This window comes from Micromonospora arborensis (genome assembly GCF_003205615.1).
Taxonomy (GTDB): domain Bacteria; phylum Actinomycetota; class Actinomycetes; order Mycobacteriales; family Micromonosporaceae; genus Micromonospora; species Micromonospora arborensis.
The window spans coordinates 175020-195080 of record NZ_PYBV01000013.1 but is presented as its reverse complement, the minus strand read 5'-3'; the positions used below and the strand labels follow the sequence as shown (position 1 = coordinate 195080).

16 protein-coding genes and 1 pseudogene are annotated in these 20061 nt (G+C 71.8%); 7 read left to right on the top strand and 10 right to left on the bottom strand.

Features of this window, described 5'->3' with window-relative positions; genetic code table 11:
• Positions 1–53: 53 nt before the first annotated feature.
• A complete protein-coding gene (locus tag C7C45_RS11425) occupies positions 54–854 on the bottom strand; it encodes an MBL fold metallo-hydrolase (protein WP_110563594.1) in 801 nt (266 codons plus the stop codon).
• A 136-nt stretch (positions 855–990) separates the two neighbouring features.
• Here C7C45_RS11425 and C7C45_RS11420 point away from each other — a divergent pair, with 136 nt between their 5' ends.
• Positions 991–2208 (top strand): NADP-dependent isocitrate dehydrogenase, encoded by a 1218-nt coding sequence (locus tag C7C45_RS11420; protein ID WP_110563593.1) that lies wholly within the window; start codon positions 991–993, stop codon positions 2206–2208.
• A 279-nt stretch (positions 2209–2487) separates the two neighbouring features.
• On the opposite strand, the gene galT is transcribed toward C7C45_RS11420, so the two are convergent.
• The 3 genes from galT to cysC form a co-directional block, all read right to left on the bottom strand.
• Entirely contained in the window at positions 2488–3564 is a 1077-nt protein-coding gene (gene galT / locus C7C45_RS11415) for a galactose-1-phosphate uridylyltransferase (RefSeq protein WP_110563592.1), read from the bottom strand.
• On the bottom strand, positions 3561–4385 hold the full coding sequence (locus C7C45_RS11410; RefSeq protein ID WP_110563591.1) for a DeoR/GlpR family DNA-binding transcription regulator: 825 nt from the start codon (positions 4383–4385) through the stop codon (positions 3561–3563). Before C7C45_RS11410 ends, galT begins: the two co-directional genes overlap by 4 nt.
• 112 nt (positions 4386–4497) lie before the next feature.
• Positions 4498–6027, bottom strand: a complete 1530-nt coding sequence (cysC, locus tag C7C45_RS11405; RefSeq protein ID WP_110563614.1) for an adenylyl-sulfate kinase — start codon at positions 6025–6027, stop codon at positions 4498–4500.
• 390 nt (positions 6028–6417) lie between these two features.
• Between cysC and C7C45_RS11400 the strand changes: the two genes are divergently transcribed.
• From C7C45_RS11400 to C7C45_RS11380, 5 genes are all read left to right on the top strand, one after another.
• Positions 6418–7332, top strand: a complete 915-nt coding sequence (locus C7C45_RS11400; RefSeq protein WP_110563590.1) for an ABC transporter ATP-binding protein — start codon at positions 6418–6420, stop codon at positions 7330–7332.
• Entirely contained in the window at positions 7325–8230 is a 906-nt protein-coding gene (locus C7C45_RS11395) for an ABC transporter permease (RefSeq protein ID WP_110563589.1), read from the top strand. Before C7C45_RS11400 ends, C7C45_RS11395 begins: the two co-directional genes overlap by 8 nt.
• On the top strand, positions 8230–9141 hold the full coding sequence (locus tag C7C45_RS11390; protein WP_110563588.1) for an ABC transporter ATP-binding protein: 912 nt from the start codon (positions 8230–8232) through the stop codon (positions 9139–9141). The genes C7C45_RS11395 and C7C45_RS11390 overlap by 1 nt, the downstream gene beginning before the upstream one ends.
• 1 nt (position 9142) lies before the next feature.
• Entirely contained in the window at positions 9143–9853 is a 711-nt protein-coding gene (locus tag C7C45_RS11385) for an ABC transporter permease (protein WP_110563587.1), read from the top strand.
• Positions 9854–9946: 93 nt separating this feature from the next.
• Positions 9947–10591 carry a hypothetical protein gene (locus C7C45_RS11380; RefSeq protein WP_110563586.1) on the top strand — a complete coding sequence of 215 codons (645 nt, stop codon included), beginning with the start codon at positions 9947–9949 and terminating at the stop codon, positions 10589–10591.
• 48 nt (positions 10592–10639) lie between these two features.
• Here C7C45_RS11380 and valS read toward each other — a convergent pair whose 3' ends face one another.
• The 6 genes and pseudogenes from valS to C7C45_RS11350 form a co-directional block, all read right to left on the bottom strand.
• The gene (valS, locus tag C7C45_RS11375; RefSeq protein ID WP_110563585.1) at positions 10640–13249 is read right to left on the bottom strand and encodes a valine--tRNA ligase; all 2610 of its coding nucleotides are present in this window, start codon (positions 13247–13249) and stop codon (positions 10640–10642) included.
• Between the two features lie 55 nt (positions 13250–13304).
• Positions 13305–15185 (bottom strand): ABC transporter ATP-binding protein, encoded by a 1881-nt coding sequence (locus C7C45_RS11370; RefSeq protein WP_110563584.1) that lies wholly within the window; start codon positions 15183–15185, stop codon positions 13305–13307.
• Positions 15182–17038, bottom strand: coding sequence for an ABC transporter ATP-binding protein (locus C7C45_RS11365; RefSeq protein ID WP_425271129.1), 1857 nt, complete (start codon positions 17036–17038; stop codon positions 15182–15184). Before C7C45_RS11365 ends, C7C45_RS11370 begins: the two co-directional genes overlap by 4 nt.
• A 37-nt stretch (positions 17039–17075) precedes the next feature.
• On the bottom strand, positions 17076–17585 hold the full coding sequence (locus C7C45_RS11360) for a methylated-DNA--[protein]-cysteine S-methyltransferase (RefSeq protein WP_110563582.1): 510 nt from the start codon (positions 17583–17585) through the stop codon (positions 17076–17078).
• The gene (locus tag C7C45_RS11355) at positions 17582–19132 is read right to left on the bottom strand and encodes a DNA-3-methyladenine glycosylase 2 family protein (protein ID WP_110563581.1); all 1551 of its coding nucleotides are present in this window, start codon (positions 19130–19132) and stop codon (positions 17582–17584) included. The genes C7C45_RS11360 and C7C45_RS11355 overlap by 4 nt, the downstream gene beginning before the upstream one ends.
• A gap of 119 nt (positions 19133–19251) precedes the next feature.
• Positions 19252–19338, bottom strand: a pseudogene (locus C7C45_RS11350) (SigE family RNA polymerase sigma factor); the annotation flags it as partial.
• 188 nt (positions 19339–19526) lie between these two features.
• Between C7C45_RS11350 and C7C45_RS11345 the strand changes: the two are divergent.
• The gene (locus C7C45_RS11345) at positions 19527–20030 is read left to right on the top strand and encodes a hypothetical protein (RefSeq protein ID WP_110563580.1); all 504 of its coding nucleotides are present in this window, start codon (positions 19527–19529) and stop codon (positions 20028–20030) included.
• Positions 20031–20061: the final 31 nt, after the last annotated feature.

Below are 20061 nucleotides of genomic sequence, written 5' to 3'. Positions count from 1 at the left end.
GAGGCCACTACAACCAGGATGTTGTGCGGATCTTGACTCATGGCGAGTGGTGATCATGGGTGGGGGGTGAAGGGGGTTCCCAGGTGGGGGGTGGCTAGGAGGGTGGGGGAGTGGGCGCGGAGGGCGGTCAGCCGGGAGGTGCGGGCTCGCTCCGGGTCCTCCTCGTGGGCGTACGCCAGGTCGGGGTCGACGAGTTGCACCATGTGCACCAGCAGGTCGCCGGTGACCAGCATCCGTTCGTCGGCTGCGGTCAGGAGCACCGACTGGTGGCCGGGTGTGTGGCCGGGCGTGGGCAGCAGACGTACCGCCGGGGTGAGGGTGGTCTCGCCGTCGACCACCCGCAGCTGGCCGGCGGCGCGCAAGGGCGCGATCAGGCCGGCCGGCAGTCCGGGGTTGAGCGCCTCCGCCGCGTCGAGTTCGGCGCGCTGCAGCAGGTAGGTGGCGTTCGGGAAGTACGGCCGTCCCGGTGCGCCGGTGACCGCCCACCCGATGTGGTCTGTGTGCAGGTGGGTCAGCACCACCGTGTCGACGTCGGCCGGGTCGATGCCCGCGGCGGCCAGTTCGGCGGGCATCCGGCCGGGCACCGGCGCCCAGCTCGCGGCGGGCGCGTCGGTCGGGCCGATCCCGGCGTCGACCAGGGTGACCGGCCCGCCACCGGAACGGATCGCGAAGCTGCGGAACCGCAGCCACCACTGACCGTCGGCGGTCACCGAGGTGGGGTCGCGCCGGTCGGCCTCCTGCCAGTGGGCCGCCGTGGCGTGCGGAAACGCCTCCGTGCGGGGTTGGAAGAAGGCCCCCTCGCCGTCGGTGAGTGCGGTGACCGTGATAGACCCGATGGTGCGGCTCAGTGGCATCGGGCGATCCTGCCAGCGAACTCCTGTGCCGTGCAGCCCGGTTTCCGCCGGCCGGTCGAGGCCGGCTGGGAGCTGCCGGCCCAATTGCAGTACGCTCGTACTGCTTGAGCATGTCCCCCGAGAGGAGCGCCGGTCGATGGCGAAGATCAAGGTAAACAACCCGGTCGTAGAACTCGACGGCGACGAGATGACCCGGATCATCTGGAAGCAGATTCGGGAGCAGCTGATCCTGCCCTACCTCGACGTCGACCTGCACTACTACGACCTGTCGATCCAGCACCGCGACGAGACCGACGACCAGGTCACGATCGACGCCGCCAACGCCATCAAGGAGCACGGCGTCGGCGTCAAGTGCGCGACCATCACCCCGGACGAGGCCCGGGTGGAGGAGTTCGGCCTGAAGAAGATGTGGCGGTCGCCCAACGGCACCATCCGCAACATCCTCGGCGGCGTCGTCTTCCGCGAGCCGATCATCATGTCCAACGTGCCGCGGCTGGTCCCCGGCTGGACCAAGCCGATCATCATCGGCCGGCACGCCCACGGTGACCAGTACAAGGCCACCGACTTCGTCGTCCCCGGCCCGGGCACGGTGACCATCACCTACACCCCGGCCGACGGCGGGGCGCCGATGGAGATGGAGGTCGCCAACTTCCCGGGCGGCGGCATCGCCATGGGCATGTACAACTACGACGAGTCGATCCGGGACTTCGCCCGGGCGTCGTTCCGGTACGGGCTGGACCGCAACTACCCGGTCTACCTGTCCACGAAGAACACCATCCTCAAGGCGTACGACGGTCGGTTCAAGGACATCTTCGCCGAGGTGTTCGAGGCCGAGTTCAAGGCCGAGTTCGCCGCAGCCGGCATCACCTACGAGCACCGGCTGATCGACGACATGGTCGCCGCCGCGCTCAAGTGGGAGGGCGGCTACGTCTGGGCCTGCAAGAACTACGACGGTGACGTGCAGTCCGACACCGTCGCGCAGGGCTTCGGCTCGCTGGGCCTGATGACCTCGGTTCTGCTCTCCCCGGACGGCCGCACCGTCGAGGCCGAGGCCGCGCACGGCACGGTCACCCGGCACTACCGGCAGTGGCAGAAGGGTGAGAAGACGTCGACCAACCCGATCGCGTCCATCTACGCCTGGACGCGGGGTCTGGCCCACCGGGGCAAGCTGGACGGCACCCCGGCGGTCACCGAGTTCGCCAACACCCTGGAGCAGGTCATCGTCGACACCGTCGAGGGCGGCCAGATGACCAAGGACCTCTCGCTGCTCATCTCGCGCGACGCTCCGTGGCTGACCACCGACGAGTTCATGAACGCGCTCGACGAGAACCTGGCCCGTCGGATCGCTGCCTGATCCAGGCGTACCGCATGATCGGAGCCCGCCGGCACCTGCCGGCGGGCTTCGGCGTTTCCGGCGGTGACGCGCCGGTTGGCGTCACTCCGGCCGGCGCGCCTCGTTGACCAGGATGGACGAGATGCCAGTCGCGTCCGAGGAAGGTTGACCACGGTCGACCCGCGGCACCCGTGCGCCGATCAGCCAGCCTTCCCGGCTGTGCCGTGCACAGCCAGCCGTCCCTTCCCTGCGGGGGGCCCTGTCCCGGGCCCCCCGCGCCCTGTTCCCCAGGCGTCTTCTTCAGGCGGCGCGGAGCAACTCGGCGGCACGTTCCGGAGCGATGTCGTTGATGAAGACACCCATCGCGGACTCGGAGCCCGCCAGGTACTTCAGCTTGTCGCTGGCTCGCCGGATGCTGAACAGCTGCAGGTGCAGGTGGCCCAACTCCCGGTCGATCCGCACCGGCGCCTGGTGCCAGGCCGAGATGTACGGCATCGGCATGTCGAACAGGCCATCGAAGCGACGCAGCAGGTCCAGGTAGAGCGGCCCGAAAGCGTCCCGCTCGCTGTCACTGAGGGCGGGGATGTCCGGCACCACGCGGTGCGGCGCGACGTGCACCTCGAACGGCCAGCGGGCGGCCGCCGGCACGAACGCCGTCCAGTGTTCGTTCTCGGCCACCACCCGGTCACCGGTGGCGCGCTCGGCGGCCAGCACGTCCGCGTACAGGTTGCCCCCGCCGGTCCGCTCGGCGTGCCGGCGTGCCGCAGCCAGCAGCGCGCGGGTGCGCGGCGTCACGAAGGGGTACGCGTAGATCTGCCCGTGCGGGTGGTGCAGGGTGACGCCGATCTCGACGCCCCGGTTCTCGAAGCAGAAGACCTGCTCCACGCCGGGCAGTTCACCGAGCACCTCGGTCCGGTCGGCGAGCGCGTCGAGCACGGTGCGGACCCGGCGCGGGGGCAGGCTGGCGAAGGAGGCGTTGTGGTCCGAGGTGAAGCAGACCACCTCGCACCGACCGACACCCGGGCGCACCGGCGTGAACGGGGTGATCTCCCCGGGCTCGTCGGCGACTCGGCCGCTCAGCGACGGGAACCGGTTCTCGAAGACCACCACGTCGTAGTCGGGCGCGGGGATCTCGGTCAGCCGGTCGCCCTGCGACGGGTCGAGGGGGCACTCGCTCGCCGGCGGAAGGAAGATGCGGGTCTGCCGGTGCACGGCGACCGCGACCCACTCGTCGGTCAGCGGGTCGTAGCGCAGTTGGGAGGCGGGGGGCGGCGGCGGCAGATCGCGGCGGTCCGGCTGGTCGCGGACGGCGTCGTCGCGCTCGTCGAAGTAGATCAGCTCCCGGCCGTCGGCCAGATCGATCGCGGTGCGTTTCACTGCGCCGCCCCCTCACTCGTCGGCGTGCGCGTCGCGCGGCCCGCCCCTGTCGCCGTTACCATGATCAATTCGCCCACCTGCTCGCCGAGTGCCCGTCGCGCGGGCGGAGGCAACCGGTCGTCGCTGACCAGTACGTGTGCTGCTGCCAGCTCGACGATCGAGGAGATTCCCACCGTGCCCCACTTGGTGTGGTCGGCGAGCACCACCAGCCGGTCCGCCGCGGCCACCAGCGCCCGGTCGGTCTCCGCCTCCATCAGGTTCGGGGTGGTGAAGCCGGCCCGCTCGGTGATGCCGTGCACGCCCAGGAAGAGCAGGTCCAGGTGCAGCGACCGGACGGCTCCGACCGCGAGTGGACCGACCAGCGCGTCCGATGGGGTGCGTACGCCGCCGGTGAGCACGACCGTCTGGTCCGGTCGGCCACCGGCGTGCAGGATCTCGGCCACCGGCAGCGAGTTGGTCACCACGGTCAGGCCGGGCACGTCCACCAGCCTCCGGGCCAGCTCGGCCGTGGTGGTGCCGGCGGAGAGCGCGACCGCCGCGCCAGGTCGGACCAGTTGGGCCGCCCGGTCCGCGATGGCGGCCTTCTCCGACAGTTGGCGGACCGACTTGGCGTGGAAGCCCGGCTCGTCGGTCGAGCTCGACCCGGCTGTCGTGGCACCGCCGTGCACCTTGGCCAGCAGACCACGCTCGTGCAGCGCCTCCAGATCACGCCGGATGGTCATGTCGGAGACACCGAACTCGCCGGCCAACTCACTGACCCGGACGCCGCCCGTCGACCGGACCCGCTCCAGGATGGCTGCCTGCCGCTGCTGAGCGAGCATTCGCCGTGCCTCCCGGGGGTCCACGTGCTCTCACGCGGTCAAACGTGTTCCAACAAAGATGAACACTAGCGCGTAGCCGGCAACGCCGGAAGAAACGGGGTGCGGCGACGCCTCAGGCGGACGCGACCTTCAGCTCCACCCAACCGGTCTCGGTCAGCTGGTGCAGCACGGCCTGCACCGCGTCCGCGACGCTCAGGTCAGTGGTGTCGAGCACCAGGTCGGCGTCGGTCGGCTCCTCGTACGGGTCGTCGATGCCGGTCATCCCGGTCAGCAGGCCGGCTCGCGCTCGCGCGTACAGGCCCTTCCGGTCCCGACGCTCACACACCTCCAGCGGAGTGGCGACGTGCACCAGCACGAAACCCGCCCCGGCGGCCAGGGCCATCTCACGGGCCGTTGCGCGGGCCGCCGCGTACGGGGCGATCGGGCAGCAGATGCCCACCCCCCGGTGCCGGGCGATCTCGGAGGCCACCCACCCGATCCTTCGGACGTTGAGATCCCGGTCGGCCTTGGTGAAGCCCAGCCCGGCGGAGAGTTCCCGGCGCACCACATCCCCGTCGAGCAGGGTCACCGTGCGGTCACCGCTCTCCCGCAACGCGTCCGCCAGCCCTCGGGCGATCGTCGACTTGCCGGAGCCGGAGAGGCCGGTCAGGAAGACCACCAGGCCGCGGTGCCGGCGCGGTGGCCGAGCCCGGGCCAGCTCCCTCGCCACGGCCGGCGGGGTGTGCCACTCCGGCAACGGGAAGCCCCGGTCGAGCAGGTCGTCGATCTCCGGCTGGGTTAGCGCGAGCCGACGGTTGCGCGGTGGGATGTCCTCCCGCCAGCGCCACTGCCCGTCCCGGTTGTCGTACGCGAGTTCACGCGGCACCAGCACCCGCAGCCCGGCACCGGAGAGCATCTCCCCGGTGGAGAGCAGGTGGGTGACTCCGTACGCGGCGGAGACCCGGGCACGCAGCAGCGCGTCGCTGATCTCCTCCCGGCGGTGGGACAGCGGCACCGCGACCACGGTGGCCGGTGGCATCCGGTCCCGGGCGGCGAAGATGGTGCGTACCAGCGCCTCCGGTGGGAGCCCACCGGCGCCACCCTCACCGACCGGGATCATCACGAGCAGGTGCGCGGCCAGGGTACGGGCGGCATGGGCGATCTGGGCGAGCTGCGGACGATGCAGCGGCCGGTCGGCGATCACCCCGAGCACCCGGCCCGGGGGCAGCAACGCCCGGACCTCCTCGGGGGAGCGGCGCAGTCGCTGGAACGGGCCGTGACCACCGTCGCCCAACCGACGGATCTGGCCGCCCACTCCCGCCACGCCCTCGCGCACCTGCCAGACGTCCGCCACGTCCAGGGCAGCCGCCGGAGCGCCCTCACCGTCGGTCAGCACCAGCGCCCGACGGGCCGGGTCACGCGGATCGAAGCCCTGGGCCAGCGCGGTCGGCACCTGGAGCGTCACCGCGACCTGCCACGGAGTGCCGTCCGCCAGTCGGCCGCGCCGGCTGACCGACACCAGGTCGGCGCGGGTCATGAAACCAGTCAGAGGGGCGTACGCACCGGTCAGCAGCAGCTCCAGATCCGCGAGCTCACCGGGACGCGGCGTGTACGCCGGTGCGTCCCGGAGCACCTCGTCGGGCAGCACCCAGCCGTTGCTCATCCACGCCCCCCACTCGCTGACCGGCACACAGTTTCGCAGCCGACCGCCGATCGGTCGAGAGTGCCACTCCACGACCCCTGCGGGCGGATCAACGCCGACGCCGCCGCCCTACTGTCGATCGCACCCGGCTCCACAACGAACCGGTCCCCGCGGCGAAGAGAAACTCGCTCGACGCCCCGGTGGCGCGGGCGCGACGGCCAGCCGGCCGGAAGGTGAATGGTGTCACCCCGGACGGGCCTTTCCGGAGGCGGGGTCGCGCCGGACGCCTACGGCGACGATGATCCGACCACCCGGGCGAGGGTCCTTAGGGGTACGCCGCGGCAATGATCAGGGGAGCGCCGGGGGCGTGCCGGTGTCCGTGGTGGGCATCGACTCCCTACGCTGGGCAACGTGACACTGATCGCGACCCAGTCGCTCACCAAGACGTACGGAGGTCGGGTCACCGCGCTGGCCGACCTCACCGTCGCCGTCGAGCCCGGGATCATCGGCCTGGTGGGCGCGAACGGCGCCGGAAAATCCACGCTGATCAAGATTCTGCTCGGCCTGATCGCCCCCACCAGCGGTCAGGTCTCGGTGCTCGGCATCGACCCGACCACCGACCCGGCGGCGGTCCGCGCCCGCGTCGGCTACATGCCCGAACACGACTGCCTTCCGCCGGACCTGTCCGCCGCCGAGCTGGTCACCCACCTCGGCCGGATGAGCGGCCTGCCACGCACCGCCGCCCGCGAACGGGCGTCGGAGGCGCTGCGGCACGTCGGCCTCTACGAGGAGCGTTACCGCCCGGTCGGTGGCTACTCGACCGGCATGAAGCAACGGGTCAAGCTGGCCCAGGCGTTGGTGCACGACCCCGACCTGCTGTTGCTCGACGAGCCGACCAACGGCCTGGACCCGGCCGGCCGCGACGCCATGCTGGCCCTGGTGCACCGGATCGGCACCGAGTTCGGCATCTCCGTGCTGGTCTGCTCACACCTGCTCGGCGAGGTGGAGCGGATCTGCGACACGCTGATCGCCATCGACGGCGGCAAGCTGCTGCGCGCCGACCACATCTCCGCGATGACCGAGGCCACCGACGTGCTCGCCGTGGAGGTCAGCGAGGGCACCGAGGAGCTTGCCGCCCGGCTCACGGCGCTCAAGCTGCCGGTGGCGCGGGACGGGCGTCTGCTCCTCGTACCGCTCGCCGACGACCGCACCTACGACCTGATCCTGGGCGCGGTCGCCGAACTGGACCTGCCACTGCACCGACTGGACCAGCGCCGGCACCGGGTGGCCGAACTCTTCGCCGCGAGGGAGCTCACCAATGCCTGAGCCGTCTTCCGCCGCCGTGCGCCCCGCGCCGACCGGCGTCATCCACGACATCGGCTACCAGCGCTACGAGGGCCCGAGGCTGGGCCGCCGCCACGTCTTCGGCGCCCTCTACCTGCACGGGGTACGTACCGTGTTCGGGTTCGGGCGCAGCGCCAAGGCAAAGATCTTCCCGTGGCTGGTGGTCGGCATCGTCACCCTGGTCGCGGTGGCCCTTGCGGCCATCCGCAGCCAGATCGGCGAGGTGGTCGCCACGTACGCCCAGTTCGCCGACTCGATGAGCTGGCTTGTCATCTTCTTCGTCGCGGTGGCCGCGCCCGAGTTGGTCTCCCGGGACCTGCGCAGCGGGGTGCTGCCGCTGTACTTCTCCCGACCGCTGCCACGCACCGACTACGCACTGGCCAAGCTGCTGGCGCTTGTCACGGCGCTCTGGCTGCTGCTCGGCGGGCCACAGTTGCTGATGTTCCTGGGTGCCGCGTTCACCACCAAGGACGGGATGAGTGGGGTCTGGAACGAGCTGCTCGACCTGCTGCCCGGGCTGCTCTACGCCGGGCTGTGGGCGGCGGTCTTCGCCTCGATCGGGCTGCTGGTCGCCTCGCTGACCGGCAAGCGCGCCTTCGCCGCCGGTGGGGTGGTCGCGGTCTTCCTGATGACCACCCCGATCGTCGGGGTGCTGAGCATCCTGCCGTCGCGTGCCGCCAACGAACTGGCCGGTCTGGCCTCACCCACCACGCTGGTGCGGGGGACGGGCATCTGGGCGCTCGGCGACCTCCTCTTCGACGACGGCGAGGCCGGCCTGTCGATCGGCGGGTTCGGCCCGGTCTACGCCCTGGCCGCGGTGCTGCTGGTCGCCGGCGCGACCGCCCTCCTGCTGGCCCGCTACCGGAAGGTCGCCTCCTGATGAGCACGCTCAGTCTGACCGGGGTGTCCCGGTGGTACGGCAACGTGGTCGCGGTGAACGACATCAGCATGGCCCTCGGGCCGGGCGTGACCGGCCTGCTCGGCCCGAACGGCGCCGGCAAGACCACGCTGCTGCACATGATGGCCGGGTTCCTCGCGCCGTCGCGTGGCACGGTCACCCTCGACGACGAGCCGACCTGGCGTAACCCGGACGTCTATCGCCGGTTGGGGCTGGTCAGCGAACGGGAGGCGGTGCAGGGCTTCCTCACCGCGTACGAGTTCGTGCTGGCCAGCGCGAAGCTGCACCGGCTGACCGATCCGGCGGCGGCCGCCCGACGGGCGATCGACCTGGTGGAGCTGGAGTCGGCGCAGGACCGCCGGATCGGCACGTACTCCAAGGGCATGCGGCAGCGGGCCCGGGTGGCCGCCGCGCTGGTGCACGACCCGCAGGTGCTGCTGCTCGACGAACCGTTCAACGGGATGGACCCGCGCCAGCGGTTGCACATGATGCAGTTGCTGCACACGCTGGGCGACGCCGGCCGGACGATCCTGTTCAGCTCGCACATCCTGGAGGAGGTCGAGCAGGTCTCCGGGACGGTGCAGGTGATGGTGGCCGGGCGGCTGGCGGCCTCCGGCGACTTCCGGACCATCCGCCGGTTGATGACCAACCGCCCGCACGTCTTCGCGATCCGCTCCACCGACGACCGGGCGCTGGCCGTCGCGCTGATCGCCGAGCCGTCGGTGAGCGGCGTCGAGTTGGACCCGACGGGTCTGACCGTGCGGGCCGGCGACTATGGCGCCTTCACCCGCGCGTTGCCCCGGATCGCGCTCAAGCAAGGCATCCGGGTGCGCCAACTGGTGCCGTCCGACGAGTCTCTGGAGAGCGTCTTCTCCTACCTGGTGGAGGCCTGACATGTCGACAATTACCTGGATCACCGCGCGCGGGCTGTTCGGCCGGCGTCGGTTCCTGCTGCTGCTCCCGCTGCCGTTGGTGCTGCTCGGGCTGGCCGTGCTCTGCCGGTCGCTCGGGGTGGACCCGGGCGAGTGGGGGCCGCCGGTGCTGGTCGGCCTCGGGCTGGCCGTGGTGCTGCCGGTGGTTGCGCTGATCATCGGCACGGGTGTGCTGGGCGCGGAGATCGACGACGGCACGGTCGTGCACATCCTGACCAAGCCGCTGCCGCGCTGGCAGATCGTGCTGCCGAAGCTCGCGGTGGCCGCCGGGGTCACCGCGGTCACCGTCGCGGTGCCGCTCTACGTCGCGGGCGTGCTGGCCGATTCGGTACGCCTCGGTCTGGCGCTGGCGGCCTCGGCGACGCTCGGCGCGCTGGCGTACTCGGCGTTGTTCCTCGCGCTCAGCCTGGTCACCAGGCGGCCGGTGCTGCTCGGCCTGGTGTACGTGCTGATCTGGGAGGGGCTGCTGGGCAACTTCGTCAGCGGCACCAAGGTGCTCTCCATCCAGCAGTACGTGATCGCCCTCGCCGACCGGCTCGCCCCCACCGGGCTGCTGGAGACCACCGTGTCGGTGCCGGTGGCGTCGGTGATGACCGCGCTGGTGAGCATCGGCTTCACCGTGCTGGCCATCGACCGTCTGCGTTCGTTCAGCGTGGCCGGCGAGACGAGCTGAGGCCGGTGCGAAACGGTGTTCCGGCCAGCCACCGTCCGGCGGTAGGGCTGGCCGGATGGACCGGTGGGCCCACACCGGGCCAGGCTGAGGGGCGTGAGCGTCGAAGCGGAGCGAACGTCGTTGGCTGAGCCGTACTCCAGGAGTAGCCGGCCGTGGCTGACCAGCCTGGCGGTCGCCGGGCTGGCCTGCGCCACGGTCGCCACGGCCGCGCAGGGCAGCGGCCAGTTCCACTGGTGGGCCGTGTTCATCCTGATCCCGGCCGCGTTGATCGCGGCCAGCGGCGGGCCGTTGCTGGCCCGGGGTGGTAGTCGGGCCTTCGCCGGGTACATGCTCGCCTGCGTCGGCACCATGGTCTTCGCGGTCGGCGCGCTGCTGATGTTCGGCGTGATGGGGCGAGGTTGGCCACTCATGGTGGTGCTGCCGTGCCTGGCGGTCGCCGGCACCTACGGCTGGCGGGCCGCCCACCCGCTGGCCCGCGGCCTGCACCGGGCGGTGGCCCTGCTGGCGCTGACCGGCGCGCTGCTCGGCCTGACCCTGCAACTGATCCGGGTGGATCTGCTCGACCTGGAGACCGGCTGGTGGGGTGCGTTCCTGATGCTGGCCGGGGCCATCGTGCTGGGCAACGCGGGCGAGCTGACCCGGCACCGGATGCCGTACCGCCTCCAGGCGATCACCCTGCTGGTGGGGCCGGCCGTGATCGCGATCCTGCTCGGGCTGCGTTTCCTGCGCGGCTGGTGAGGACCGGTCCGCCGCCGCCCCGGCGGGGTGGGCGGCGGCGGACACAGGTCAGAAGGCGCAGGCGATGACGAGTTCCGGGGTGCGGTCGGGGAGCAGGTCGAGTTTGCCGATCCGGCCGGCTGCCCGCAGGTCGTCGGCGACCAGGGTGAGCTGTTCCAGAAGCGCCGCCGGGCCGAGCGCCTCGGCCAGCGGCACCTCCGCCTTCATCGACAGTTTCCGCTCCGACTTGGCCCGCCGCACCTGGCTCAACGCGTCGCCGGCGAGCCGCAACAGCGCCGGGTCGCCCGACCCCTCGATCGACCGGGCCACCTCGTGGGTGGTGGGCCACGGCGCACGGTGCACCGAGCCGTACCGCCACCACGACCAGACCTCCTCGGTCACGTAGGGCAGCACCGGGGCGAACAGCCGTAACTGCACCGACAGCGCCGAGGCCAGCGCCGCCCGCGCCGAGTCGGCGGCCGCGCCGGTGCCGTAGGCGCGTTCCTTGACCAGCTCGATGTAGTCGTCGCAGAACCGCCAGAAGAACGCCTCGGTCACCTGCAACGCCGCCGTGTGGTCGTACGCGTCGAACGCGGTGCTCGCGGCGGCGACCACGGTGGCCAACTCGGCGAGCATGGCCCGGTCGAGTGGTGCGGTCGCCGACAGCTCCAGGTCGCGGCGCGGCGTCAGACGCGCCGTGTCGTACGGGGCGCGCAGCGCGTCCGCCGCGCCCAGCCCGAGCGCGAACTTGGAGGCGTTGAGCAGCTTGGTGGCCAGCCGGCGGCCGATCTTGATCTGGGCCGCGTCGAAGACCAGGTCCATGCCGGGCTTGCCACTGGCCGCCCAGTAGCGGACCGCGTCCGAGCCGTGCTGCTCCAGCAGTGCCAGCGGGGTGACCACGTTGCCCTTGGACTTGGCCATCTTCTTGTGGTTCGGGTCGAGGATCCAGCCGGAGAGCACGGTGTCCCGCCAGGGCAGCACCCCGTGCTCGAAGTGCGAACGGACCACGGTGTCGAAGAGCCAGGTCCGGATGATCTCCTGCCCCTGCGGGCGGAGATCCATCGGGAAGATCGTGGCGAACAGGTCCGGGTCGGTTTCCCAGCCGCCGACGATCTGCGGCGTCAACGACGAGGTCGCCCAGGTGTCCAGCACGTCCGGGTCACCGACGAAGCCGCCCGGTTGTCCGCGCTGCGACTCGTCGTAGCCGGGCGCCGGGTCGCTGGATGGGTCGACCGGCAGCGCGGACTCGTCCGCCGTGAGAGGGTGGGACCAGTCCGGCTCGCCAATGTCGTCGAGCCGGTACCACACCGGCACCGGCACTCCGAAGAAGCGTTGGCGACTGACCAACCAGTCCCCGGTCAGGCCGCCCACCCAGTGGTCGTAGCGGTGCTTCATGTGCGCCGGCACCCAGTGCAACTCTTCGCCCCGGGCCAGCAGTGTGGCCCGCAGAGCGTCGTCCCGGCCACCGTTGCGCAGATACCACTGTCGGGTCGAGACGATCTCCAGTGGCCGGTCACCGCGTTCGTAGAACTTGACCGGGTGGGTGATCGGGCGTGGCTCGCCGATCAGATCACCCGCGTCGGCCAGCATTCCGACGATCTCCCGGCGGGCGCCGTTGACGGTCTGCCCGGCCAGCGCCGCGTACGGCTGCGCCGGCACCCCGGCCGGCGGCTCGGCGAGCAGCCGACCGTCCCGGCCGATCACCACGCGGGTGGGCAACCGCAGCTCACGCCACCAGGTCACGTCGGTCAGGTCACCGAACGTGGAGGCCATCGCGACGCCGGTGCCCTTGGCCGGGTCGGCGAGCGGGTGGGCGTGCAGCGGCACCTCGACGCCGAACAGCGGAGTGTGCACGGTGCCGCCCACCAGGTCGGCGTACCGCTCGTCGTCGGGGTGACAGACCAACGCCACACAGGCCGGCAACAGCTCGGGCCGGGTGGTGTCGATGAGCACCTCACGCCCACCGGACGCGACGAACCGCAGCCGGTGGTAGGCACCCGGGCGCTCCCGGTCCTCCAACTCCGCCTGGGCGACCGCGGTGGCGAAACCGACGTCCCAGAGCGTCGGTGCCTCCGACTGGTACGCCTCGCCACGCCGCAGGTTGCGCACGAACGCCCGTTGACTGGTGGCCCGGGCGATCCGGCCGATCGTCGTGTACGTCAGCGACCAGTCCACCGAGAGCCCGAGCCGCCGCCACAGCGCCTCGAAGGCCTGCTCGTCGGTGACGGTCAGTTGTTCACACAGCTCGATGAAGTTACGCCGGGAGATCGGGGTGGGGTCGCGGCGGGCCGCGTCGTCGACCGGGGTCGCCGGTGGCCGCCACACCGGGTCGTACGGCAGTGCCGGGTCGCAGCGCACCCCGTAGACGTTCTGCACACGACGCTCGGTGGGCAGGCCGTTGTCGTCCCAGCCCATCGGGTAGAACACGGCCTTGCCGCGCATCCGCTGGTACCGCGCGACGGTGTCGGTGTGCGTGTACGAGTACACGTGCCCCATGTGCAACTCGCCGGATACGGTCGGCGGCGGGGTGTCGATCGCGTACACGTCCTTACGCTGCTTTGAGCGGTCGAACGCGTACGTGCCCTCCTCCTGCCAGCGGCGTGCCCAGCTCTCCTCGAGCCCGTCCAGGGTTGGACGCTCGGGAACGCCGGCGCGGGCCGTCCTCGCCGTATCGGTCATCCTGCGATCGTAGGCACCGCCGGGGGGTCGGGCCACGTAGTTGCGGATCGCTGGTTCAGATCAGCGAGTCGCGCCACTGCCGGTGCAGGGTCGCGTACCGGCCGTCGGCCTCGGCCAGCACACCGGGCGGGCCGTCCTCGACGACCTTCCCGTTGTCGAGAACGAGCACCCGGTCGGCCGTCTCCACGGTGGAGAGTCGATGTGCGATCACCAGAGCGGTGCGGTCGCGCAGGATGGTGCCGAGTGCCCGCTGCACGAGCCGCTCGGTCGGCACGTCCAGCGACGACGTCGCCTCGTCCAGGATCAGTACGGTCGGGTCGGCCAGGAACGCCCGGGCGAACGCGACCAACTGCCGCTGCCCGGCGGAGAGCCGGCCGCCACGTCGGTGCACCTGCGTGGCGTACCCGTCGGGTAGGGCGGCGATGAAGTCGTGGGCGCCGATCGACCGCGCGGCGGCCTCGACCGCCGCGTCGTCGGCGCTCGGGCGGCCGAACCGGATGTTCTCCGCGACGGTCCCGGTGAACAGGTGGTTCTCCTGCGTCACCAGCACGACCGCGCGGCGCAGGTCGGCGTCACTCACCTCGCGCAGGTCGACCCCGTCCAGCCGGACGGTGCCGGTGTCCGGGTCGTGGAACCGGGCGACCAGCTTCGCGATCGTCGACTTGCCCGCGCCGGTCGGTCCGATCAGCGCCACGGTCTGCCCGGCTGACACGGTCAGCTCCAGCCCGCCGAGGATCGGGGTGCCCGCGCGGTATCCGAAGGAGACCGCCCGGAAGGTCAACTCGCCGCGGCCGGGCCCGGTCGGCAACGGTGTGGGCCGGGCCGGCTCGGCCACGGACGGCCGTTCGTCGAGCACCCCGGCCAACTTCTCCAGCGCCGCGGTGGCCGACTGCAGCGAGTTGTAGAACTGGCTCAACTCCTGCATCGGCTCGAAGAAGCGACGTAGGTAGAGCAGGAACGCGGCGAGCACACCGACCTCGGTCTGTCCGCCGAGCACCCGCCATCCCCCGTAGCAGAGCACCACCGCCACGGTGACGTTGCCGATCAGTTTGATCGCCGGCGAGTACGTGGCGATCAGCCGGAACGTGTGCAGGCTGGTTCGTCGGTAGTCGTCGCCGAGCGCCACGAAGATCCGCTGGTTGCGCGGCTCCCGGCGGAACGCCTGCACCGCCCGGATGCCCCGCATCGACTCCACGAAGTGCACGATGACCAGCGCGACCGCGTCCCGGGTCCGCCGGTACGCGCTCGCCGACGACCTGGCGAACCAACGGGAGAGCCAGAACAGGAACGGGAAGGCGAGCAGCGTCACGGCGGCCAGCGGCAGGTCCAGCCAGAGCAGGATGGCGGCCACCGACAACATCGACAGCCCGGCCATCACCAGGCTGTCGATTCCACCGTCTACCAACTCGGCGATCGAGTCCAGGTCACTGGTGAGCCGGGAGACCATCCGGCCGGACGTGTACCGCTCGTGGAAGCCCACGGACAGCCGCAGGAAGTGCCCGAACACCCGCTGTCGCAGGTCGAGCAGGACGGCCTGGCCGATCCGGGCGGAGATGGTGAGGAACCCGCGGCGGGCCGCGTACTCGGTCATCGAGGCGACCGCGAACGCCCCGGCGACGGCGACCAGCGGGCCAGGATCCCCGGCGCGCAGCGGTGGAATGGCCCGGTCGATGCCGACCATGACGAGGTACGGGCCGGCCATCGCGGCGGCGTTCTGGGTCAGCAGCAGGCCGACGGCGGCGGCGAGTCGCCCCCGGTGTGGTCGTAGCTCGTCGGCGAGCAGGGCCCGGCTGAGCCGGCGCAGCCGGGCCACCGCCTCGGGGGTGGCGTCCTCGGCTCGGCTCCGGTCGGCCTCCGGGTCCGTGGCGGTTCCGCGCCAGCGGGTGAGCTCCGGTTCCTCCTCGGGCGGCGGTTCGGGCTGCTGGGAGACCGTCACGAGCGCACCAGCCCCCGCCCGTCCGATGGGGACGGGCTCGGGCCGGCGGCTCCGGCTGCGGGCGGGTGCCCGGTCGGCGGCTCGGCGGCGAGCAGCGCCCGGTACGTCGGCACGGTGGCCAGCAGGTCGGAGTGCCGCCCGACCGCGGTGATGCGCCCGTCTTCGAGCAGGGCGACCCGGTCGGCCAGGGCGATCGTCGACGGCCGGTGCACCACCAGCAGCGCGGTGCTGTTGCGCAGGACCCGCCGCAGTGCCGCCTCGACGAGCGCTTCGGTGTGCACGTCGAGGGCCGACAGCGGATCGTCCAGCACCAGCACCGCCGGCCGGCCGAGCACAGCCCGCGCCAACGCGAGTCGTTGCCGTTGCCCGCCGGAGAGGGACAGTCCCTGCTCACCTACCCGGGTGGCCAGTCCCCACGGCAACTCGTACGCGAAGTCCGCCTGGGCCAGCGTGAGGGCCGCCCGGACGTCGTCGTCACCGGCGTCCGGGCGACCCAGGGTGAGGTTCTCCCGCACCGACATGGAGAACAGCGTGGGCTCCTCGAACGCCACCCCGACCAGTCGGCGCAGGGAGGCCAGCCGCAGCTCGCGCAGGTCGTGCCCGTCCAGGGTGATCCGGCCGGCGGTCGCCTCGTGCAGCCGGGGCACCAGGGAGAGCAGCGTGCTCTTGCCGGAGCCGGTGGCACCGACCAGGGCGAGCGTTTCGCCCGGTTCGATGATCAAATCAATCTCGCGCAGCACCGGTGTGGTGGCACCCGGGTAGCTGAACGCGACGCGCTCGAAACGGAGCCGGCCGTGGACCGCGTCGCGGGGCAGCGCGAGCGCGCCGGGCAGGTCCACGATCTGGGGTGGAGTGTCCAGCACCTCCTGGAGCCGGTCGGCGGCGGTGGCGGCCTCCTGACCGTTCGCGATGATCCAACCCAGCGACTGCACCGGCCAGATGAGCATCAGTTGGAGGCTGACGAACGCGACCAGCTCGCCGATGGTGAGCGCGCCCTTCGCGGCCGCGGCGGACCCGGCCACCAGCACCACGCCCAGCGTCACGTTGGGCACCAGGTCCAGCAACGCCGAGGTGTTGGCCAGCAGCCGAGCCTTGCTGACCCCCGTGTCGTGCAACGTCCGGGCCCCGCCGGCGAAGCGGGCCGCCAGTTCCGGCCCCCGGCCGTACGCCTTCATCGTGCGCAGGCCCTGTGCGGTCTCCTCGACCAGGGTCGCCACGTCGCCCTGCTGGTCCTGCATCCGCCGGGACGCGGCATGGTAGTGCCGCCCGAACCGGCGACTGATCAGCAGCAGCGGCACCCCGCTGGCCGCGACCAGCACCCCGAGTAGCGGGTGCAGGTTGATCAGGAGCACCACCACGACCACGTAGGTGGTCAGGTTGAGCACCAGGAAGAACACGCCGAAGGAGAGGAACCGGCGGATCACCGACAGGTCGCTGGTGATCCGGGAGAGCAACTGGCCGGACTGCCAGCGGTCGTGGAAGTTCGTCGGCAACCGCTGCAGGTGGGCGTAGACGTCGGCGCGTAGTGCCGCCTCCATGCCCACCGCCGAGGAGGACTGCACCCACCGACGGATGAAGATGAGCACCGCCTCGACCACGCCGAGCAGCAGCGCCAGGCCGCCGAGCTGAAGCAGCCCGACCGGTTCGTGGCGGGCCACCGGCCCGTCCACCACCCGCTGCACGACAAGCGGTACGGCGATCCCGGCCGCCGTTCCGGCGAGGCCCGCGACGAGCAGCCAGGCGAACTCGGCGGCGTACGGGCGCAGGTAGGGACGCAGCCGCCAGAGGTTGTGCAACGGGTGGAGGGGCGCGGCGACCCACGTGGCCGGGTTGCCGCCGCTCTCCACAGGCACTACCAGACGGTAGCGTTAATAGAAGGTGACAATTGTGTCAGCTTGCCGTCAAGCGTCGCTCATGACCGAGAAGCCACTTCTTCACGTCCAGCCCCCAGCGGTAGCCACCGAGCGTGCCGTCGGTGCGAAGTACCCGGTGGCAGGGCACGAACAGGGCCGCCGCGTTCCGGGCGCAGGCGGCCGCGGCGGCCCGCACCGCCGGTGGCCGACCGGCGAGCGCGGCGTACCCGGTGTAGGTGATCGGGGTGCCCGGAGGCACCTCGCGCAGCACCTGCCACGCGTGCGCCATGAACTCCCCGCCGGTGTGCTGACGGATCGGCACCGTGTCGATGGCGCTGAGGTCACCGTCCAGGTAGGACCGCACGGCCGCGCTGACCGGGCCGAGGTCGGCCCGCTGTCGCAACGGGGCCCGCAGGGTCGGGTGGACCAGGGGCAGCAGCGCCGCCGGGTCCGGGGTGAAACCGGCTGCCCGAACGTCGCCGTCCGGGCCGGCGAGGATGCTGAGCGGACCGGTCGGTGTGCTCAGCACGGTGCTGTCGATGCTCATGCCGCTCTCCAGAGTCTGATCGTGGCGTAGGACCGCCAGGGGCGCCATCGTTCGGCGTACCCGTCGAGGGTTGTCGGGGTGTCGGGCAGGCCCAGCGCGGCGGCGCCGCGGCGGACCGCGAGGTCGGTGCTGAGCAGGACATCCGGGTCGCCGAAGGCGCGCATGGCCAGGTAGTTGGCGGTCCACGGGCCGATGCCGGGCAGCGCGAGCAGCCGCCGGACGGCGTCCTCCCGATCGACACCCGCCGCGAGGTCCAGGGACCCGTCGACCACCGCCCGCGCCAGCCCCCGCAGGGTCTCCCGCCGTGCGGCGGGCATCCCGAACCCCGAGTCCGGCAACGCCAACAGCTCCTCCGCACCCAAAAACCCCCGCAGTCCCCCCGCCCCCGACCCCCCTCCGCCCGCCCCCGGCCCCCCTGCGCCCGGGTGATCATGAGGTTGTTGTCGCGACACGCCGACGCCGTCGGCAATAACCTCATGATCGACGCGGTCGGGGGTGGGGGTTGGGGTGGGGGTTGGGGTTTGGAGGAGGCGGGTTAGGGATTTTTGGGCTGCGGTGACCGAGACTTGTTGGCCGATGATGGCGCGGACGGCCATCTCGAAGCCGTCCACCGCACGGGGGACCCGGATTCCCGGTTCGGCGGCGACCGCCGGGGCGAGCGCCGGGTCGGCGGCGAGCGTGGCGTCGATGGCCGCCGGGTCCGCGTCCAGGTCGAGCAGCCGCCGACAACGGGCCACCGCCGGGGCCAGGTCACGCAGGTCGGCCAGCCGCAGCGTCGCCGCGACGTGCCCGTCCGCCGGGGTCAGCGCCACCTGGCCGGTGCCGTGTGGCAACCGCAAACCCCGGTGGTACGTCCCGTCGCGGACCTCGTCCACGCCCGGCAGCGCCCGCACCGCGAGGAAGTCCAGCAGCGCCTGGGCGTGCAGCGGCGGACGGTACGCCAGCCGGAGCGCGATGGTCCCCGCCCCGGTCGGCGCCTGCTGGCGGCCCCGGGCCGTCCGTAGGTCGGACGGTGCGCTCGCGTACACCTCGCGGAGCGTGTCGTTGAACTGCCGGATGCTGCCGAAGCCCGCGGCGAACGCGATCTCCGCCATGGGCAGGCCGGTCGTCTCGATCAGGATTCGGGCGGTCTGCGCCCGCTGAGCCCGGGCCAGCGCGAGCGGCCCGGCGCCCATCTCGGCGCTCAACATCCGGTGCAGGTGCCGTTCGGTGTAACCCAGGCGGGAGGCCAGCCCCGGTACGCCGTCCCGGTCGACCACGCCGTCGGCGATCAGTCGCATCGCCCGGCCGACCACGTCCGCGCGGACGTCCCACAGGGGTGAACCCGGTGCGGCGTCCGGCCGGCAGCGGCGGCAGGCGCGCAGCCCGATGCCCTGCGCCGCGGCGGCTGACGGGAAGAACCGGACGTTCTTCCGCTTGGGCGTGATCGCCGGGCAGGACGGCCGGCAGTAGATGCCGGTGGACGTCACACCGGTGTAGAACCAGCCGTCGAACCGCTGGTCGCGGCTGTCCACGGCCCGGTAGCAACGCTCGAAGTCCAACTCCATGTCACCGATGATGCCCCGCTGGTCGGGCCGCCTGCTGGCGGGAATCGGACCTCACTGTGCCCAGCCCCGCCCGGGGGCGTGGGGGGTCAGCGGCGCCGCCGATGAGGCTGACCGGATCCCCACTTCGGGATGGTCCGCGCCAACGCCGACTGGAACAGGTCCTCGGCGGCAGTGCGATCCCCGGTCAGCAGGTACGCGACCCGCATCAGCGCCGGCGTACGGCTGCCGACGAACTCGGCCAGCCGCGCGCGCCCACCCACCACCCCATTTCGTTGTCACCCGTACAGACGCCCCAGGTCATCGTCGCTATCCATGATCTGCGGGGGTTTTCGGCCCGGAAGTGTCGGTCGTGCCGGGTAACGTCCGGCCACCAACTGAAGAAGGGGTGCGGCGAATGGCGAGCGTGGTGGGTTGGACGGCGGCGTCGACACAGGGCGCGTTTCCGCCGCTGCCGCGCGCGGTGGCGCAGTCCCTCTACCGCCGCATGCGGGCCGTCGCGCCGGCCGCTGGTGGCGCCATCGAACGGGACCGGGCGACCGACCCGGAGCAGGCCTTCGCCGACACCGCCTGCGGCCGCTTGGCGGGCTCACTCGACGACGCGGGTCTGCGTGCCCTGGGGATGTGGACGCACCACTGGTGCATGCGCTTCTACGACGACGACACCCGCGTCGGCCGGCGGTTGGTTGGCGAGATCGCCGCGCGGCCGGGGCTGGGCTGGACTGCGGACGAGGTGCACTGGATGCTGCGCGAGTCGGTCTCGGCTGGCCCGGCCGCCGCTGATCGATTCACTCTGCCCCACGCCGCCGCCGCGCAACTGCCCCCGGCCGACGAGCTGGCCTCGGGTCGATGGCCCGAGGTCGAGGTGCCCCGCCAGCGGCGACCAGACCTGTCCCGTTGATCACGGGCCTGGCGGGGGTTCGATCTGCGCA

What these genes read in the sequence shown, in the direction of transcription:
- C7C45_RS11385 (WP_110563587.1), top strand. Translation starts at nt 9,143, where the DNA reads ATGTCGACAATTACCTGGATCACCGCGCGCGGGCTGTTCGGCCGGCGT.
- C7C45_RS11420 (WP_110563593.1), top strand. Translation starts at nt 991, where the DNA reads ATGGCGAAGATCAAGGTAAACAACCCGGTCGTAGAACTCGACGGCGAC.
- C7C45_RS11425 (WP_110563594.1), bottom strand. Translation starts at nt 854, where the DNA reads ATGCCACTGAGCCGCACCATCGGGTCTATCACGGTCACCGCACTCACC.
- C7C45_RS11345 (WP_110563580.1), top strand. Translation starts at nt 19,527, where the DNA reads ATGGCGAGCGTGGTGGGTTGGACGGCGGCGTCGACACAGGGCGCGTTT.
- C7C45_RS11360 (WP_110563582.1), bottom strand. Translation starts at nt 17,585, where the DNA reads ATGAGCATCGACAGCACCGTGCTGAGCACACCGACCGGTCCGCTCAGC.
- C7C45_RS11410 (WP_110563591.1), bottom strand. Translation starts at nt 4,385, where the DNA reads ATGCTCGCTCAGCAGCGGCAGGCAGCCATCCTGGAGCGGGTCCGGTCG.
- cysC (WP_110563614.1), bottom strand. Translation starts at nt 6,027, where the DNA reads ATGAGCAACGGCTGGGTGCTGCCCGACGAGGTGCTCCGGGACGCACCG.
- valS (WP_110563585.1), bottom strand. Translation starts at nt 13,249, where the DNA reads ATGACCGATACGGCGAGGACGGCCCGCGCCGGCGTTCCCGAGCGTCCA.
- C7C45_RS11355 (WP_110563581.1), bottom strand. Translation starts at nt 19,132, where the DNA reads ATGGAGTTGGACTTCGAGCGTTGCTACCGGGCCGTGGACAGCCGCGAC.
- C7C45_RS11390 (WP_110563588.1), top strand. Translation starts at nt 8,230, where the DNA reads ATGAGCACGCTCAGTCTGACCGGGGTGTCCCGGTGGTACGGCAACGTG.
- C7C45_RS11395 (WP_110563589.1), top strand. Translation starts at nt 7,325, where the DNA reads ATGCCTGAGCCGTCTTCCGCCGCCGTGCGCCCCGCGCCGACCGGCGTC.